The organism is Streptomyces sp. NBRC 110028 (genome assembly GCF_001417735.1).
Taxonomy (GTDB): domain Bacteria; phylum Actinomycetota; class Actinomycetes; order Streptomycetales; family Streptomycetaceae; genus Streptomyces.
On the sequence record NZ_BBUZ01000026.1, the window covers coordinates 412,353 to 426,880 of the forward strand.

The window sequence follows — 14,528 nt, forward strand, 5'->3', positions numbered from 1 at the left end:
TCAGTTGTCCTCCGCCCGGGGGTCGATGGCCCTGACCACCAGGTCTCCGACCAGGTTGATCAGGATGACGATGGTCGCGACGGCCAGCACCACGGCTTGGATGACGGGGTAGTCACGCTGTCCCACGGCGGCCATCAGCAGGGAACTCATGCCGGGCCAGCCGAAGATGGTCTCCACCAGGACCGTGCTGCCGATGAGCGTGGTCAGCTCCACCGTGGTCGCCGAGACCACCGGCAGCAGGGCGGTGCGCAGGGCGTGGCGGTTGATCACGTGCCGTTCGGCCAGCCCCTTGGAGCGGGCGGTGCGCACGTAGTCCGCGGTGAGCGTCTCGAGCATGGCCGCCCTGGTCATCCTGGTGATCACGGCGCACGACGCCGCGGTCAGCGTGATCACCGGCAGCACCAGCGTCTGCAGATGGGTGAGGGGGTCCTCCAGAGGCGAGGTGAAGCGGCGCGGCGGCAGGACGGGGACGAGGAACGCGAAGACGAGCAGCAGCAGGGTGCCGACGACGAAGACCGGCAGGGAGATGCCGAAGATGGACCCCGCGACCAGCGCGTGGTCCGCCGGCCGGTCGGCACGGGTGGCGGCCAGCCTGCCGAGGATGATCCCGACGACCAGGGCGATGGCCAGGGCGACGAGGACCAGTTCGAGGGAGTTGCCGATCCGGGACGGCAGATCCTGCATCACCTCCCGGCCGCTGATCAGGGAGGTGCCCAGGTCGCCCTGGAACAGCCGCCCCCAGAACCCGAGGAACTGCCGCAGGAACGGCTCATCGAGGTGCATCGCCTGCCGGGTCTGGGCGATCTGCTCCTCCGTGGCGGCGTCGCCGAGGACGGCCCGTGCGGGGTCGCCCGGTATGAGGCGCACCAGGAAGAAGACGATGCTTCCGACGACGAACAACTGCACGGCCGCCTGGGCGAACCGTCTGAGAAGGAAGAGTTTCACGCTGTCTTCTCCATCCAGGTCCGGCGCAGGGCCACGGCGGTCCACGCACCCTTCGATGGGTGCTGGTAGCCCTTGACGTAGTGGTAGTGGGCCTCCCCCTGCTCACGGCGGACGGTGTAGGCCATCGGGACCAGCTTCAGCGCCCGCCGTTCCGCCTCCAGGTAGATCTCGTCGCGCAGCGCGGGGTCGGCCGTCCGCCGCCCCTGGACGAGGAGTTCGTCGATCCGGTCGTCCTGGAAGTCGAGGTTCATCGCGAAGGCGCCGGTGCCGCCGATGAAGTCGACGAGGGAGGCGGGGTCGCCGAACTTGGGCGCCGTCCCCCAGGAATGGACCGGGAACGACTTGGCGGCCACACTGGCCCGGAAGGTCAGCCACTCCTGCTGGGTGAGTTCCGGCTTCAGGCCGGCCGCGCGCAGACCGGGCAGCATGGCCTGCGCCGGCCGGGAGATCACCGAGTACGAGCTGGTGGTGACGACCGGCAGCGCGAGCCCCTCCTGCCCCGCCTGCTTGAGCAGGAACCTCGCCTGCTCCGGGTCGTACGGCATCGAGCCGTCGAGTTGCCCCGCGTAGCGGGCGAAGGAGCCGGACATGAGCCCTCCTTCCATGGGCTGTCCGTGCCCCAGCAGCGCGGTGTCGAGGACCGAGCGCCGGTTGATCGAGAGGGCGACCGCCTTACGGACCCGGACGTCGTCGAAGGGCGGCTTGCTGGTCACGAACCCGACGAAACCGAAGCCGAAGGTCCGGTCCGAGGCGAACCGCAAGCGGGGGTTGCGGGTGATGACGCCGACGTGGGTGGCCGGGACGTAGTCGATCATGTCCACGGTGGCCGTGCGCAGTGCCGTCACCCGGGCGTAGTCGTCGCCCATGGGCTGGAAGACGATTCCGTTGAGGTACGGCAGTTCCGGCTCGAAGTACTCGTCGAACCGGACGAAGGTGGTACTGACGCCCGGGATCCGCTCCACGAAGCGGAACGGGCCGGTACCCATCATCTGGATCTTGGTGTCGGCGCCCGACTCGATCCACCGCTTCGAGACGACGTTGGACGTCGGTGCCGCCAGGGCGAACGGGAAGGCCACGTCGGGCTGCGTCAGGTGGAACACCACCGTGGTGGCGTCGGCCGCCTCGACGGACTTCACCCCGGCGAGCAGCTGACCCGAGGTGGCCGCGGTCTCCTTGTCCATCATCCGGCGGAAGGAGAAGACCACGTCCTCGGCGGTCATCACCGACCCGTCGTGGAAGGCGACCTTCGGCCGCAGTCTGACCTTGTACGTGCGCCGACCCGCCCAGCCGAACTCGGACGCGAGGTCGGCGACGATTGCTCCGGAGCCGTCGTACTGAAGCAGGCCGTTGTACACGAGCTGTCGCAGGTAGTCGGAGGCGGTGCCGGTCGAGACGTGCGGGTCCAGGTTGGCCGGGTCGGTGGAGAGCCCGAAGTGGAGGACCCCGCCCCGGTTCGGACCGTCGGCCTTCGAGTGGACGGCCTCCATGGATTCGGGCAGGGTCACCGGATTTCCGCAGGCCGCCAAAGTGGTCGTTCCCAGTGCGGCGGCGCCTCCCCTGAGGAAGACCCGCCTGTTCATCACTCCCATGACATCTCCACCCGCCAGGCCCGGGATGGGGCCGTTCCGAAGAATGATTCACCACGTATGGCGCATGTATACATGGGGTCTACTTGACCGTCAACGGGATGGACCGCATGTGTGTCCGATGGTTTTCGGCCAGAGGAATGCATCGCGTTCCGGCCAGGCTAATCGGGGAGGCGCACGGGTGACCGGTCCCGGTTGTCCGGTTTGGGAGGTGATCGGGTCCGGGCCCGGGGAGCAAGGGTGCTCCGCGGAGCCGGGCCCCAGCGGCGCCGATGTCAGCCGGCCGCTACTGCCGCTACCGCGCCTCGGCCACGCGTCCGTCCGGCCGGACGCTCCCCGCGTGGCCCTGGTCGGGTCGGCCAAGGTCAAACCCACCCGCCGGAAAACAGCCACATCACCCGGTATTGGGGCTAGTTCTCCTGGGCCGCGTAGGCGGCCACCGACCAGGGGGAGTAGCCGAAGCGGGTGGCGCGCTCGACGCCCTGGACGCGGATGAAACGCGTGTCCGGGGCGTCCATGCCGATCGACTCCCGCCCGCCCTTCCCATGGGCGACTGTCGCCGCCTCGCGCCAGGTGCGGCCGTCCCCGGAGACCTGGACGCGGTAGCGGGAGGCGTACGCGTCCTGCCAGGTCAGCTCCAGGCGGCCGATCCGGGCCGGGTGGGCCGGCTCCAGCTGGAACCAGGCGCCGTCCTCGGCCCGGGAGGACCAGCGGGTATCCGACTTGCCGTCGATCGGCACGGCGGCAGCAGCCTGCGGCGCTTGAGCCGGGTGTGGATGCCGGGCAGAGCCTTCGCGTCGTAGCCGGTGGCGTCGGTGGTGGCCACATCCGTGATCACGTTGACGCCGTCGGGATCACAGGTCTCGGTGAGATGCGCGACGAACCCCTTCCATCGGGTGGCGTGTCCGCTGCGTGCGTAGCGGGCCGTCGGCTCGTAGGGCGGGACGACCGCGACGGCCGAGGGCGGCAGGCCGCCGTCCTCGGCGGTGCGCCGGCGCAGGCGGCCGGCCCCGTCGCGGTGGTGGTTCTGCACCATGATCTGCCGCAGGGCCTGGACGCGGGGCCCGGACAGGCGTTCCGGCCCTTGGTGCCCGAGGTGTTCGATCAGCCGGGCGGCGTCGCCTCCGGTGGCGAGGATCCTGGTCTTGGGGCGGGTGGGGTTCTTGCCCAGCCGGACCGGGCGGCCGTAGCGGCGCCCACACTCCTCGTCGACCAGGCCGGCCAGCAGGTGCGGGGCTGTGCCGGCCAGCTCTTCCAGCGCGGCGCGGACGGCCTCGGTGACCAGTTCCAGCCGGGTCAGGTCGCGCACCGCAGCCAGGACGTGGGTGGAGTCCGTGCGCTGGGTGGTGCGCTCGCGGACGAGACCGGCCTCCTTCGGACGCGCGAGCGCGAGGTCGAGGAGCCGGTCGGCTCGGCCGTGCTCGGTGAGACGGTCACGGAAGTCGGCGAGCACGCTGTGGTGGAAGCCGGGATCGTCCAGTTCCATGGCCGGCGCGTACGTGAAATCGATGCGGCAGCGAACCGCTTCGGCCGCCTGCCGGTCCGACAGGCCGAGGAGGAACTGGAGCACGCGGACGGTGGCCAACCGAGCGGGCGAGAGACCCGGACGGCCATCACGCGGATACCAGTCGGCGAAGTCCTCGTCACGCCACAGCCCGCCCAGGTGGTCTCTCACCCACAACGCCGTCGTACCGCCCGGGTTACTCGCCCGCGCCATCCGCACGGTCAGAGAAGGCACTTGCTCACCAGAACGGGCACGGAGCGACAACGGGCACCTCGACAACCGCATCGGTTGAACAGAGCCGAGCAGGCCCGTTGATCATGCTGCCCCGCCGGGGATCCCCAAGATCCCCGACAGAGTCAGCATCCGACCGGCCGGGGCGCCCCCAGCGGCGGCCGGGGGCGCTCCGGCCGCCGCAGACCGCCGCTACCGCCCCAGGATCCGCTCGATGTCGGCCATCTGCCCGGCGGTGAGCGGTCCCTTCGCGATGGCGCCCGCGTTCTCCTCGGCTTGGGCGACCGTGCGGAAGCCGGGGATGGGGATCGTCCGCGGGTCGCGGGCCCAGATCCAGGCGAGGGCGCCCTGCGCGAGGGTGCGGCCGTCGCTGGTGAGGACGGACCGCAGCGCGTCGACCCGCCGGAGCCAGGCCGGGTCGGCCCCGGCGTTCGCGGTGAACCCCGGCAGCCAGGCGGGCGGCGCGTTGCGGATGTCCCCGCTCTCCAGGGCGCGCCCGGCGGTGTGCTTGCCGGTGAGCAGGCCCATGGCGAGCGGGCTGCGGTTGACGCTGGCGAGGCCGGACTCCGCGCAGAGGGCGAGGAGCCCGGGCGCGTCCTGGAGGACGTTCAGCCGGTGCTGGACGGCCGCGCAGTGCGGGCCCTCGGCGAAGACGGCGGCCCGGGCGGGGTCGTCGGTGCTCCAGGCGTACGCGCGGATCAGCCCCTCGCGTACGAACTCCTCACACGTCTCGCGCAGCCGGGCGGCGCGCTCCGGGTCGGCGTCGGAGATGTGGAGCTGGTACAGGTCGATGTGGTCGGTGTCCAGGCGCCGCAGGGAGGCGGTCAGGGCCCGGCGCGCGTGCTCCGGGGAGTCGTCCTGTCCGAGGCGGGTCCGGGTCCGCTCGTCGAAGACGTTGCCCCACTTCGTGGCGACGACGACGTCGGCGCGGCGCTTGCCGAGGGCGCGGCCGAGTACGCGTTCGCTGTGGCCGGTGCCGTACGCGTCGGCGGTGTCGAAGAAGGTGACGCCGAGGTCGAGGGCGCGCCGGATCGCGCGCACGGACTCGTCGTCGTCGACCTTGCCCCAGCCCAGTGGCTGCCCGTCGGGGGACTGCCACTCACCGCCGATGGCCCAGCAGCCGAAGCCGAGGGCGCTCACCTCGATGCCGCCGCGGCCCAGCGTTCTGTTGTGCGCCATGGTCTCCATGGCTGTGGACTGTAGGAGTTGGAGCGCGCTCCAGGGCAAGCCCCCGGGCGTGGAGCGCGCTCCAGGGCAAGCCCCCGAGCGGAACGGGAGTCAGCCGTGCCGGGCGAGCGTGTGGCGGGCCGTGGCCGCCATCGCCTCGTCCACCATTCGCCCCTCGAACCGCACGGCCCCGGCCCCGCGCGCCTGGGCCTCCTCCACCGCCGCGATCAGCCGGGCGCAGCGGGCCAGCTCGTCGGGGCCGGGGGAGAACGCCTCGTTGACGACCGGCACATGGGAGGGGTGGATCACCGCCATCCCCTCGTACCCCAGGGCGCGGTTCTGCTCGGCGAAGCGGCGCAGCCCGTCGAGGTCCGCGAGGTCGGTCCACAGCCCGGCCACCGGGTGGGGGCGGTCCGCGGCGCGCGCGTCGAGCAGTACCCGGGCGCGCAGTTCGCGTGTCTCCTCGCCCTCCCGGCTCCAGCGGTAGCCCACGGCGCGCTCCACGTCCCCGCCGGGGCCGGTGAGCGCGCCCAGGTGGGCGACGCGGTCGGCGGCGCGGCCGATGGCGTAGGCCTCGCGCAGTCCGCGCGCGGTCTCCAGCAAGGGGATGAGCGCGAAGTGGCCCTCGGGCAGGCCGTGGTGGTGCTCGCACCACGCCAGCATCCGGTCGGCGGCCGTCACGTCGTCGGCGTGGGCGACCTTGGGCAGCACGATGCCGTAGAGGCCGGGGCGGGCCACGGCGCGCAGTTCGTCGGCGGCCTGCCAGCCCGCCCCGCGGTCGAGGGAGTTGACGCGGACCAGCAGCCGCATCCGGCCGGTGGCGGCTTGCGCCGCCGCCTCGTCGACGGCGCGGGTCACCGCGTCGAGCGCCGCCGCTTTGCCGTCGCCCGGGACCGCGTCCTCCAGGTCGAGGATCGCGGCGTCGGCGCCCGCCGCCCGCGCCTTGGGCAGCCAGTCGGTTCTGCTGCCCGGGACGAACAGCAGGGAGCGCAGGGGGACCCGGGCGGGTGCACACGGTTCAGATGACACCGTCGTCCTCCAGTTTCGCCAGCCGCTTGTCGTCGATGCCGAGCCACTGCCCGTAGACCACGGCGTTGTCCTCGCCGAGCGCCGGGCCGGTGCGCCACACGGCGCCGGGGGCCTGGCGGAAGTGGGGGATGACCGCCTGCATCCGGACCGGGCCGAGGTCGGGGTCGTCGACGGTGATGATGTCCTCGCGCTCGGCGTAGACGGGGTCGGCCGCGATGTCGGCGGCGGTGAAGACGCGGGAGGCCACCACCTCGGCGCGTTCGAACTCCGCCAGGCATGCGGCCGAGGGGCGCCCGGCGACCCACTCGCGCAGCGCCGTGTCCAGCCGGTCGCGGCCCGCGTGCTGCTGCTCGACGGTGGCGAACTCGGCGTCGGGCAGGCCGAGCAGACGGACCACGTTGCGCACCGAGCGGGTGGTGGCGGAGGTGACGGTGAGCCAGTCGCCGTCCGCGCTGCGGTAGGTGTTGATGACGGCGGCGGGGGCGACCGCGAGCTGGTTGCCCGCCCGCCCGGGGGCCGTACCGAGCTGGTCGTACGCGATGATCTGCCACTCCACGAGGCGGTAGAGGGGTTCGAAGAGGGCGAGGTCGATCCACTCGCCGTCGAAGTCCGGGTCGGTGTTACGGCGGTGCAGCGCGGCGAGCACCGCGAACGCCCCCATCAGGCCGGTGACGGCGTCGCCGTGCGAGAAGCCGGTGTGCACGGGCGGGCCGTCGGGGAAGCCGGTGAGGTGGACGACCCCGCTGCGGGCCTCGCCCATCTTGCCGAAGCCGGGGGCGTCCGCGCGGGAGGAGGTGGCGCCGAAGCCGGAGATCTGGAGCAGGATGGCCCGGGGGTTGAGCGCGTGGACGGCCTCCCAGTCCAGCCCCCAGGTCCGCAGCCGCCCGGCGCGCAGCGTCACGATCACCACATCGGCCCAGGCGACCAGCTCCCGGGCGACCTCCCGGCCCGTCTCGTGGTGCAGGTCGAGCGTCACGGAGCGCTTGTTGCGGCCGGCGACCTTGAACCAGAGCGGGACCCCGTCCCGGCGGGGCCCCATGGCCCGGGCGGCGTCCCCGTCGCCGGGCGGCTCGACGTGTACGACGTCGGCCCCCTGGTCGGCGAGCATGCCCCCGGCGAGCGGGCCCGCCACGACGTGGGCGAACTCCACCACCTTGAGTCCCGCGAGCTGTCCCTGCCCCTGCCGTGTGCTGGTGTGGTCCTCCATGCGGTTCAGGCTGCGGGCTGGGGCATATGCGGGTCCAGCATTGAACGAGCATCAATTCATGCGGATGTCGCAACAACGAACGGGGCGCCCGGCCAGGGACCGGCCGGGGACCTGCCGCTGAGGGATCAGCCGCTGAGGGATCAGTCGGCCTCCTCCCACGCCACCCCGTCCGGGAGCCCCCGGCCCGCCGCCCGGCACGCCTCCAGCTCCTCCAGGAAGCGCCCCGCTCCCGGCGGGAGCGCCCGGTGCGCCGGGAGGACCACGTACAGGCGGCGCTCCAGCACCGGGGCGACCAGCGGGCGGCGGACCACGGGGCCCGGCGGGATCAGGGGGTGGACCAGGGCGGGGAGGGCGGAGACGCCGAGGCCCGCCGCCACCAGGCCGCCCACCGTGGCCACGCTCGACGCCTCGGCCGCCGGGGCCGCGTCCCTGCCCGCCCGGGCGAAGGCGGCGTCCGTCATGCGGCGGACGCTGGAGTCCGTACCGACCGCGAGGAACGGTTCGCGGCCCAGCTGGTCCCAGGTGACCTCCTCCCGCTCGGCGAGCGGATGGTGTTCGGGGAGCACCGCGTGGAAGCGGTCGCGCACCAGGGGCCGCAGCCGGACGCCGCCGGTCGCCTGGTGGTGGGGGACCGTGCTCACGGCGAAGTCGGCGTCGCCGTCCACGACCCGCTGCAGCACCGAGCGTTCCAGGCCGTCCAGGAGCCGTACGGTCATCTCGGGGCGCCGGGCGCGGAAGACGGAGATGACCGGCGGCAGGAGGACGGCCGCCACCGAGGGGAGCGCGGCCAGCGACACGGCGCCGCGCTCGCCGGCCACATAGCGGCCCAGCTGGGCGAGGCCCGCCCGGTGCGCGGCGAGGATCTGTTCGGCGATCCGCAGCGCCTCCGCCCCGGCCGGGGTGAGTTCGACGTTGCGGGTGTCGCGTTCCAGCAGCCGCATGCCGAGGGTGCGTTCCAGATCGGCGACCGCACGGCTCAGGGAGGACTGGGACACGTGCAGTTCGGCGGCGGCCGCGGTGAAGCTCACCGCGCGGGCGACCGCGGTGTACGCCGTGAGCTGGCGGAGGGTGACGTCCATGGTCGGCGAGCGTATGCGCGACCGCCGTCCGGGGGAACTGTTGCGCAGAACGCATGGATAGATCTGTGTTCGATGCTGGACGCGGATCTATCACCGCTCCGACACTCTTCGGCAACACCTGACCGGACGAGGAAGAGAGCGGCCCATGCTGGCAGCCCTGGGATTCTGCACGATCGGCGGCTTCCTGCTGCTCACCATGTTCAAACGGGTCTCGGTGCTGGTCGCCCTCGTGCTGACACCGGTGGTCACCGCGGTGGCCGGCGGCTACGGGGACGAACTCGGCCCGATGGCGCTCGACGGGCTGTCCCAGGTCGCCCCCACCGGCATCATGATCGCCTTCGCGGTGCTCTACTTCAGCCTGATGATCGACGCGGGTCTCTTCGAACCGCTGATCCGCGCCATCCTGCGCATCGCGAAAAACGACCCGGTCAGGGTCGCGGTCGGCACCGCCGTCCTGACGATGTGCGTCGGACTCGACGGCGACGGCGCCTCGACCTTCCTCATCACCATCTCCGCCCTGCTGCCCGTCTACCGGCGGCTCGGCATGAGCCGGCTCGTGCTGGCCGGGATCGTCGCGCTCGGCGCGGGCGTCATGAACATGATCCCCTGGGGCGGGCCGACCGCACGGGCCGCCGCCGCCCTCAAGCTCGACACCTCCGATGTGATCACCCCGCTGCTGCCCGCGTTTGCCGCGGGTCTCTGCTGGGTGCTGCTCGCCTCGTACCTCATCGGCCGCCGCGAACGCACGCGCCTCGGCGCGCTCGGCCGGGAGTCCGGCCCGGAGCCGACCCCGGAGCCGACCGCGGTGGCGGCCACCGGCGACGGTCCGGGCACGCCCCGGGTGGCGGCGCGGGCGGGCACCGCGCTCACCGTCTTCAACCTGGCCCTCACCCTGGCCCTGCTGACCTGCCTGGTGCTGGAGGCCATGCCGCTGCCGGTGCTGTTCGTGCTCGCGTTCGCCATCGCGCTGCTGGTCAACCACCCGCGCTGGGAGGACCAGCAGGCCCTGCTGGAGAAGCACGGCAACAGCGTCGTCCTCGTCACCACCATGATCTTCGCCGCCGGTGTGTTCACCGGCATCCTCACCGGCACCGGCATGATCGGGAAGATGGCCCACGCGATCGTCGGGGTCATCCCCGACGGCCTCGGCGGGCATCTGCCCGCGCTGGTCGCCGTCACCAGCATGCCGCTCAGCCTCGTCTTCACCCCCGACGCCTACTACTTCGGCATCCTGCCCGTGCTCGCCGGGACCGCCGACTCCTTCGGCACCGACCCGGCCGAGGTCGCCCGCGCCGCCGTCCTCGGCCAGATGACCACCGGCTTCCCGCTCTCCCCGCTCACCGCCGCGACGTTCATCCTGCTCGGCATGAGCGGGGTGCAGCTCGGCGAGCACCAGCGGTTCATCTTCCGCTGGGCGTTCGGCTCCACGCTGGTGATGACCGCGGTCGCCATGGCGACGGGCGCGATCCCGGTGTGCATTCGTTCGTAACGCTGTGACGCCCCGAGGAGGAGCCTCCGCGATGCCATCCGTACGCCGTACGTCCGTGAGCCTGCTGACCGTCGCCCTGACCGCGGCGTCCCTCACCCCCGTCGCCGCGGCGGAGCGGTCCCTGCCGCCTCCCGGCTTCCACCACCTCACCTCCGTCCACTACGACGGCACGGGCGACGATCTGCTCACCGCCGGGCTCGGCTTCGACGGCCTGCGCGGCCCGCTGCCCGCCCCCGCCGACCCCGACCGGCCCACCACCGCCGAGCTGCGCCGCCAGGCCGTCTGGGCGTCCGCCGGGATGTCGGCCGGCTCCGGCGGCGGACTCGGGCGGCTGTACGGGGCCAACGTCGACCGGGGCCGCCCGCTGCCCGGCGACGGCCGGATCGCGGGCACCGAGTACCGGGCGGTGGCGGGGCGCGGCGCGGACAGCGTGAGCTTCGTCGTCCAGGTGCCGGACACCTTCGACCGCGCCCGGCCCTGCGTGGTGGCCGCGCCCGCGACCGGACTCGGCGGCGTCTACAGCATGGTCGGCACGGCCGGGGCCTGGGGCCTGCACCGCGGGTGCGCCGTCGCCTACACCGACAAGGGCATGGGCCCGGCCTTCGACGACGTGCACTCCGGCACGGTCATGGCCTACGACGGCACGACCGGGCCGCGTACGGAACTCGACGGCCGCAGCGCCTTCGACGCCGGGCTGACCGACGCCGAGCGGGCCCGCTTCGACACCGCCCGCCCGTACCGCGTGGCGTACAAGATGGCCCACTCCCGGACCGATCCGCAGGCCACCTGGGGGCGCGATATGCTGCGCTCGGTGCGGCTCGCGCTCGCCGTCCTGAACCGCGACCGGGCAAGCGGCGCGCCCCGCGGCGGCTACACCGCGGCCACCACCACGGTCCTGGCCACCGGCGTCTCCAACGGCGGCGGCGCGGCCGTCGCCGCGGGCGAGGACGACCGTGCCGGGCTCATCGACGCCGTCGTCGCCTCCGAACCGCAGATGAACCTCGCCCCGCGAGGCGGCATCCGGGTGCGCCAGGGCGGGCGCGCCGTCCCCGTGGCCGGGCTCCCGCTGATCCGGTACAACTCCCTGGCCTCGCTGCTCCAGCCGTGCGCCGCTCTCACCGAACCCTCCGCGCCCGGCTACGCCACCCTGGACGTCCCCGCCGCGCGCCGCCGGTGCGCGGCGCTGGTCGGCGACGACCCCCGGCTCATCACGCGCCGCGACGCGCGCCGGGCGGGGGAGGACGGTCTGCCACGGCTCGCCGCACGGGCCCTGGCGCGCGCCGGATACCAGCCGCAGTCCGGGTACTTGCAGCTGTCGCACTACGATCCGCAGACCCCGGCCTCGTACGCGATGAGCTACGCGCGCGCCTCCGTGGACGACGCGCTGTGCGGATACGGGTGGGCGCGCACCGACGGCTCCGGCACCCCGGTGCCCTACCGCCGCTCCGAGCTGGCCGCCGCCTTCGGCACCAGCCCGGGGCGGGCGCCCGCCCCGGGGACGCTGATCGACGAGAACGCGCCCGGCGGGCCCGTCGCCGACAGCAAGTCCCGTGGCGCGGACGGCCGTCACGACTACAACCTGCGCGGCGAGCGCTGCGTGTACGGGCTCGCCTTCCCGCGGCCGGGCGCCACCGAGGGACGGGGCTGGGCGGCGCGGCTGGCCGCCGGACTCGATGCCACGCGCCGCAGCGGCGACCTGCACGGCAAACCGGCGCTCATCGTGCACGGCCGGGACGACACCAGGGTGCCCGTGAACCACAGCTCGCGGCCGTATCTGGGGCTCAACGCGCGTGCGCAGCACGGGACTCCCACGGTCGCTTACGTCGAGGTCACCCACGCCCACCACAGCGACGCGCAGACCCCGGGGCTGGACAACCGGTACGTCCCGCTCGGGTACTACTACCAGCAGGCGCTGGACGTGATGTGGCAGCGGCTGCGGGGGCGGGGCGGGGAACTGCCGCCCAGCCAGGTGGTGCGGACGGTGCCACGGGGCGGCGAGCCGGGACACGCCCCGGAGCTGACCCCCGCCAACGTCCCCGCGATCGCGGCCGATCCGGCGGCGGCGGACCGGGTGCGGGTGGTGCGGAACACCGTACGGGTGCCGTAGGGCGGGGCCTGCGGTCCGTCACGCCTCCGGTGGTGTGGGGGCGAATCCGCGGATCGTCGCGATCGGCATACCGGAGGGGCGGTCCTCGCGATGCGCGACATCACCATCCCCACCCCACCGGGCCGCGGACGCACGTCCGCCCCACGAGCCGGTGACCGGGCGGCGGCGACGCCCGCCCGGAGCCGAGCCGGTGTCAGCGGCCGGAGGGCGGTGCGCGATGGGGCTCTATCATCGTCACTCCGCCCTTGGCCGCCGACGTCAGCGTGGTCAGGGCCTCGGGGACGGCGTCCAGCCCTATGACGTCGGTGACCAGCAGATCCGGCCGCAGCGTCCCGGCATCGACCATCTCCATCATCGGCCCGTAGGCGTGGGCGGCCATGCCGTGGCTGCCCAGCAGCTGGAGTTCGAGCGCGATGACCCGGTCCATCGGGAGCATCGGGTTGCCGGCGGCGGGCGGCAGCAGGCCGATCTGGACGTGGCGGCCGTGGCGGCGGAGGCTGCTCACGGAGGCCGCGCAGGTACGGGGCGAGCCCAGCGCGTCGACGGAGAGATGGGCGCCGCCGCCCGTCGCGTCCGCGACGGCCTCGGCCACCGAGCCCAGGGTGGAGGACGCGTCCACGCAGACCGCCGCGCCGAAGCGGGAGGCCAGGGCGAGCGCCCGGGCGGAGATGTCGACCGCGACGACCCGCGCCCCGCAGGCCGCCGCGATCATGACGGCGGACAGTCCGACCCCGCCGCATCCGTGCACCGCGACCCATTCGCCCGGAGCGACCCGGCCCTGGGTCACCACCGCGCGGAAGGCGGTCGCGAAGCGGCAGCCGAGCGAGGCGGCGGTGGTGAAGGGCAGTTCGTTGCGGATGCCGACGAGGTTGACGTCGGCGTTCTCGACCGCGACGTACTCGGCGAACGACCCCCAGTGGGTGAAGCCCGGCTGCGTCTGCCGCTCGCACACCTGCTGGGCGCCGTCCGCGCACGCGGCGCAGCGGCCGCAGGCGCAGACGAAGGGCACGGTGACCCGGCGGCCGGGGCGCCAGTTCAGGACCTCGGGGCCGATCTCCTCGACCGTGCCCGCGAGTTCATGGCCGGGGACGTGCGGCAGCCGGATGTCCGGGTCGTGGCCCATCCAGCCGTGCCAGTCGCTGCGGCACAGCCCGGTGGCCTCGACGCGGATCACCGCGCCGCGGGGGGAGGGGGTGGGATCGTCGACGGTCCGTACCGCGGGCCTGCGCCCGAAGTCGTCGAACACCACAGCACGCATGAACCCGCTCCCTCGCTCGTACTCCCGGTGGGGTCGCCCGAACCTACACCACGCCGCGCTCAGCGCTTGTCGCGCTGTCCGTCGGCGAGCTGCCGGGACGTCTGCCCGGCCCCGGCCCCGCGCTGGGCGCGCTCGGCGAGGGTGGGGAAGAGGCCGCCGAGGGCGCTGCCGAAGCGCAGCTCCAGCGGGGCCACGTTCACCTCGGCCCGGTTCCGTTCGATCCCGCGGAGCGTGGCCGCCGCGACCCGGCCGGTGGTGATGGTGCGCACTCCGGGCGGCGTGGAGGCGCCGGAGCCGGCGAACATCCCGGCGTCGCCGACGAACCCGGGCTGTACCACCGTGACCCCGACGCCCGTGCCGTGCAGGTCCTGCCGCAGCCCGAGCGCGAAGCCGCGCAGCCCGAACTTGGCCGCGTTGTAGAGCGCGGCGCCGGGGGAGGCGGTACGGCCCGCCAGCGAGCCGATCATCACCAGCTGCCCCGAGCCCGCGGCCACCATCCGCGGTGCCATCAGCCGGGACAGCAGCAGCGGGGCGCGCAGATTGACGTCGAGGGCGCGGTCGAGGTGGTCGGTGTCGCAGCCGAGGACGTCACCGCTGGAGGGCAGCGCGGCGTTGGCGATGAGGATGCGGGTGTCCGCCGCCTCCGCCTCCTCGACGAGCCGCTCCAGATCGGACCGGTCGGCCAGGTCGGCCACGATCGCGCGGGCGCCGAGCCGCTCGGCCAGCGGCCGCAGCACCTCCTCGCGGCGCCCGGTGAGCAGCAGCTTGGCGCCCCTGGAGGCGAGGGCCCGGGCGAGGGTCTGCCCGATGCCCCCGGTCGCTCCGGTGAGCAGGACGGTGGTGCCGCTGATCCGCATGCGTTCTCCTCCGGCGACGCTGACGTGGTGGGCGACGGCGGCACGCACCATCGCCCACGCCGAACCGTA

The 14,528-nt window shown here is 73.5% G+C and carries 11 protein-coding genes and 1 pseudogene; 2 read left to right on the forward strand and 10 right to left on the reverse strand.

Features of this window, described 5'->3' with window-relative positions:
• From ASC60_RS17125 to ASC60_RS17160, 8 genes and pseudogenes are all read right to left on the reverse strand, one after another.
• Nucleotides 1-945, reverse strand: coding sequence for an ABC transporter permease (locus tag ASC60_RS17125; RefSeq protein ID WP_055551742.1), 945 nt, complete (start codon nucleotides 943-945; stop codon nucleotides 1-3).
• A complete protein-coding gene (locus ASC60_RS17130; RefSeq protein WP_234356979.1) occupies nucleotides 942-2,450 on the reverse strand; it encodes an ABC transporter substrate-binding protein in 1,509 nt (502 codons plus the stop codon). Before ASC60_RS17130 ends, ASC60_RS17125 begins: the two co-directional genes overlap by 4 nt.
• Nucleotides 2,451-2,941: 491 nt before the next feature.
• Nucleotides 2,942-3,271: pseudogene (locus ASC60_RS17135) on the reverse strand (discoidin domain-containing protein); the annotation flags it as partial.
• Entirely contained in the window at nucleotides 3,163-4,320 is a 1,158-nt protein-coding gene (locus ASC60_RS17140; protein ID WP_370592923.1) for a transposase, read from the reverse strand. The gene ASC60_RS17140 and the pseudogene ASC60_RS17135, both read right to left, overlap by 109 nt.
• Before the next feature lie 138 nt (nucleotides 4,321-4,458).
• The gene (locus ASC60_RS17145) at nucleotides 4,459-5,454 is read right to left on the reverse strand and encodes an aldo/keto reductase (protein ID WP_055551748.1); all 996 of its coding nucleotides are present in this window, start codon (nucleotides 5,452-5,454) and stop codon (nucleotides 4,459-4,461) included.
• Between the two features lie 90 nt (nucleotides 5,455-5,544).
• A complete protein-coding gene (locus ASC60_RS17150; protein WP_055551750.1) occupies nucleotides 5,545-6,462 on the reverse strand; it encodes a CoA ester lyase in 918 nt (305 codons plus the stop codon).
• The gene (locus ASC60_RS17155) at nucleotides 6,452-7,669 is read right to left on the reverse strand and encodes a CaiB/BaiF CoA-transferase family protein (protein WP_055551752.1); all 1,218 of its coding nucleotides are present in this window, start codon (nucleotides 7,667-7,669) and stop codon (nucleotides 6,452-6,454) included. Before ASC60_RS17155 ends, ASC60_RS17150 begins: the two co-directional genes overlap by 11 nt.
• A gap of 140 nt (nucleotides 7,670-7,809) precedes the next feature.
• Nucleotides 7,810-8,748 (reverse strand): LysR family transcriptional regulator, encoded by a 939-nt coding sequence (locus ASC60_RS17160; protein WP_055551754.1) that lies wholly within the window; start codon nucleotides 8,746-8,748, stop codon nucleotides 7,810-7,812.
• Between the two features lie 145 nt (nucleotides 8,749-8,893).
• On the opposite strand from ASC60_RS17160, the gene ASC60_RS17165 reads away from it, so the two are divergent.
• Both ASC60_RS17165 and ASC60_RS17170 read left to right on the forward strand, forming a co-directional pair.
• Entirely contained in the window at nucleotides 8,894-10,237 is a 1,344-nt protein-coding gene (locus ASC60_RS17165; RefSeq protein WP_055551755.1) for a CitMHS family transporter, read from the forward strand.
• 31 nt (nucleotides 10,238-10,268) lie between these two features.
• Nucleotides 10,269-12,344 (forward strand): 3-hydroxybutyrate oligomer hydrolase family protein, encoded by a 2,076-nt coding sequence (locus tag ASC60_RS17170; protein ID WP_063787154.1) that lies wholly within the window; start codon nucleotides 10,269-10,271, stop codon nucleotides 12,342-12,344.
• 193 nt (nucleotides 12,345-12,537) lie between these two features.
• Here the strand turns inward: ASC60_RS17170 and ASC60_RS17175 are convergent, their stop codons facing one another.
• A complete protein-coding gene (locus tag ASC60_RS17175; RefSeq protein WP_055551759.1) occupies nucleotides 12,538-13,602 on the reverse strand; it encodes a zinc-dependent alcohol dehydrogenase family protein in 1,065 nt (354 codons plus the stop codon).
• Between the two features lie 59 nt (nucleotides 13,603-13,661).
• Nucleotides 13,662-14,459 (reverse strand): SDR family oxidoreductase, encoded by a 798-nt coding sequence (locus ASC60_RS17180; RefSeq protein WP_055551863.1) that lies wholly within the window; start codon nucleotides 14,457-14,459, stop codon nucleotides 13,662-13,664.
• Nucleotides 14,460-14,528 lie beyond the last annotated feature (69 nt).

Coding starts and splice junctions, on each gene's coding strand:
- ASC60_RS17140 (WP_370592923.1), bottom strand. CDS start 4,320: ATGCGGTTGTCGAGGTGCCCGTTGTCGCTCCGTGCCCGTTCTGGTGAG.
- ASC60_RS17145 (WP_055551748.1), bottom strand. CDS start 5,454: ATGGAGACCATGGCGCACAACAGAACGCTGGGCCGCGGCGGCATCGAG.
- ASC60_RS17155 (WP_055551752.1), bottom strand. CDS start 7,669: ATGGAGGACCACACCAGCACACGGCAGGGGCAGGGACAGCTCGCGGGA.
- ASC60_RS17160 (WP_055551754.1), bottom strand. CDS start 8,748: ATGGACGTCACCCTCCGCCAGCTCACGGCGTACACCGCGGTCGCCCGC.
- ASC60_RS17165 (WP_055551755.1), top strand. CDS start 8,894: ATGCTGGCAGCCCTGGGATTCTGCACGATCGGCGGCTTCCTGCTGCTC.
- ASC60_RS17170 (WP_063787154.1), top strand. CDS start 10,269: ATGCCATCCGTACGCCGTACGTCCGTGAGCCTGCTGACCGTCGCCCTG.
- ASC60_RS17175 (WP_055551759.1), bottom strand. CDS start 13,602: ATGCGTGCTGTGGTGTTCGACGACTTCGGGCGCAGGCCCGCGGTACGG.
- ASC60_RS17180 (WP_055551863.1), bottom strand. CDS start 14,459: ATGCGGATCAGCGGCACCACCGTCCTGCTCACCGGAGCGACCGGGGGC.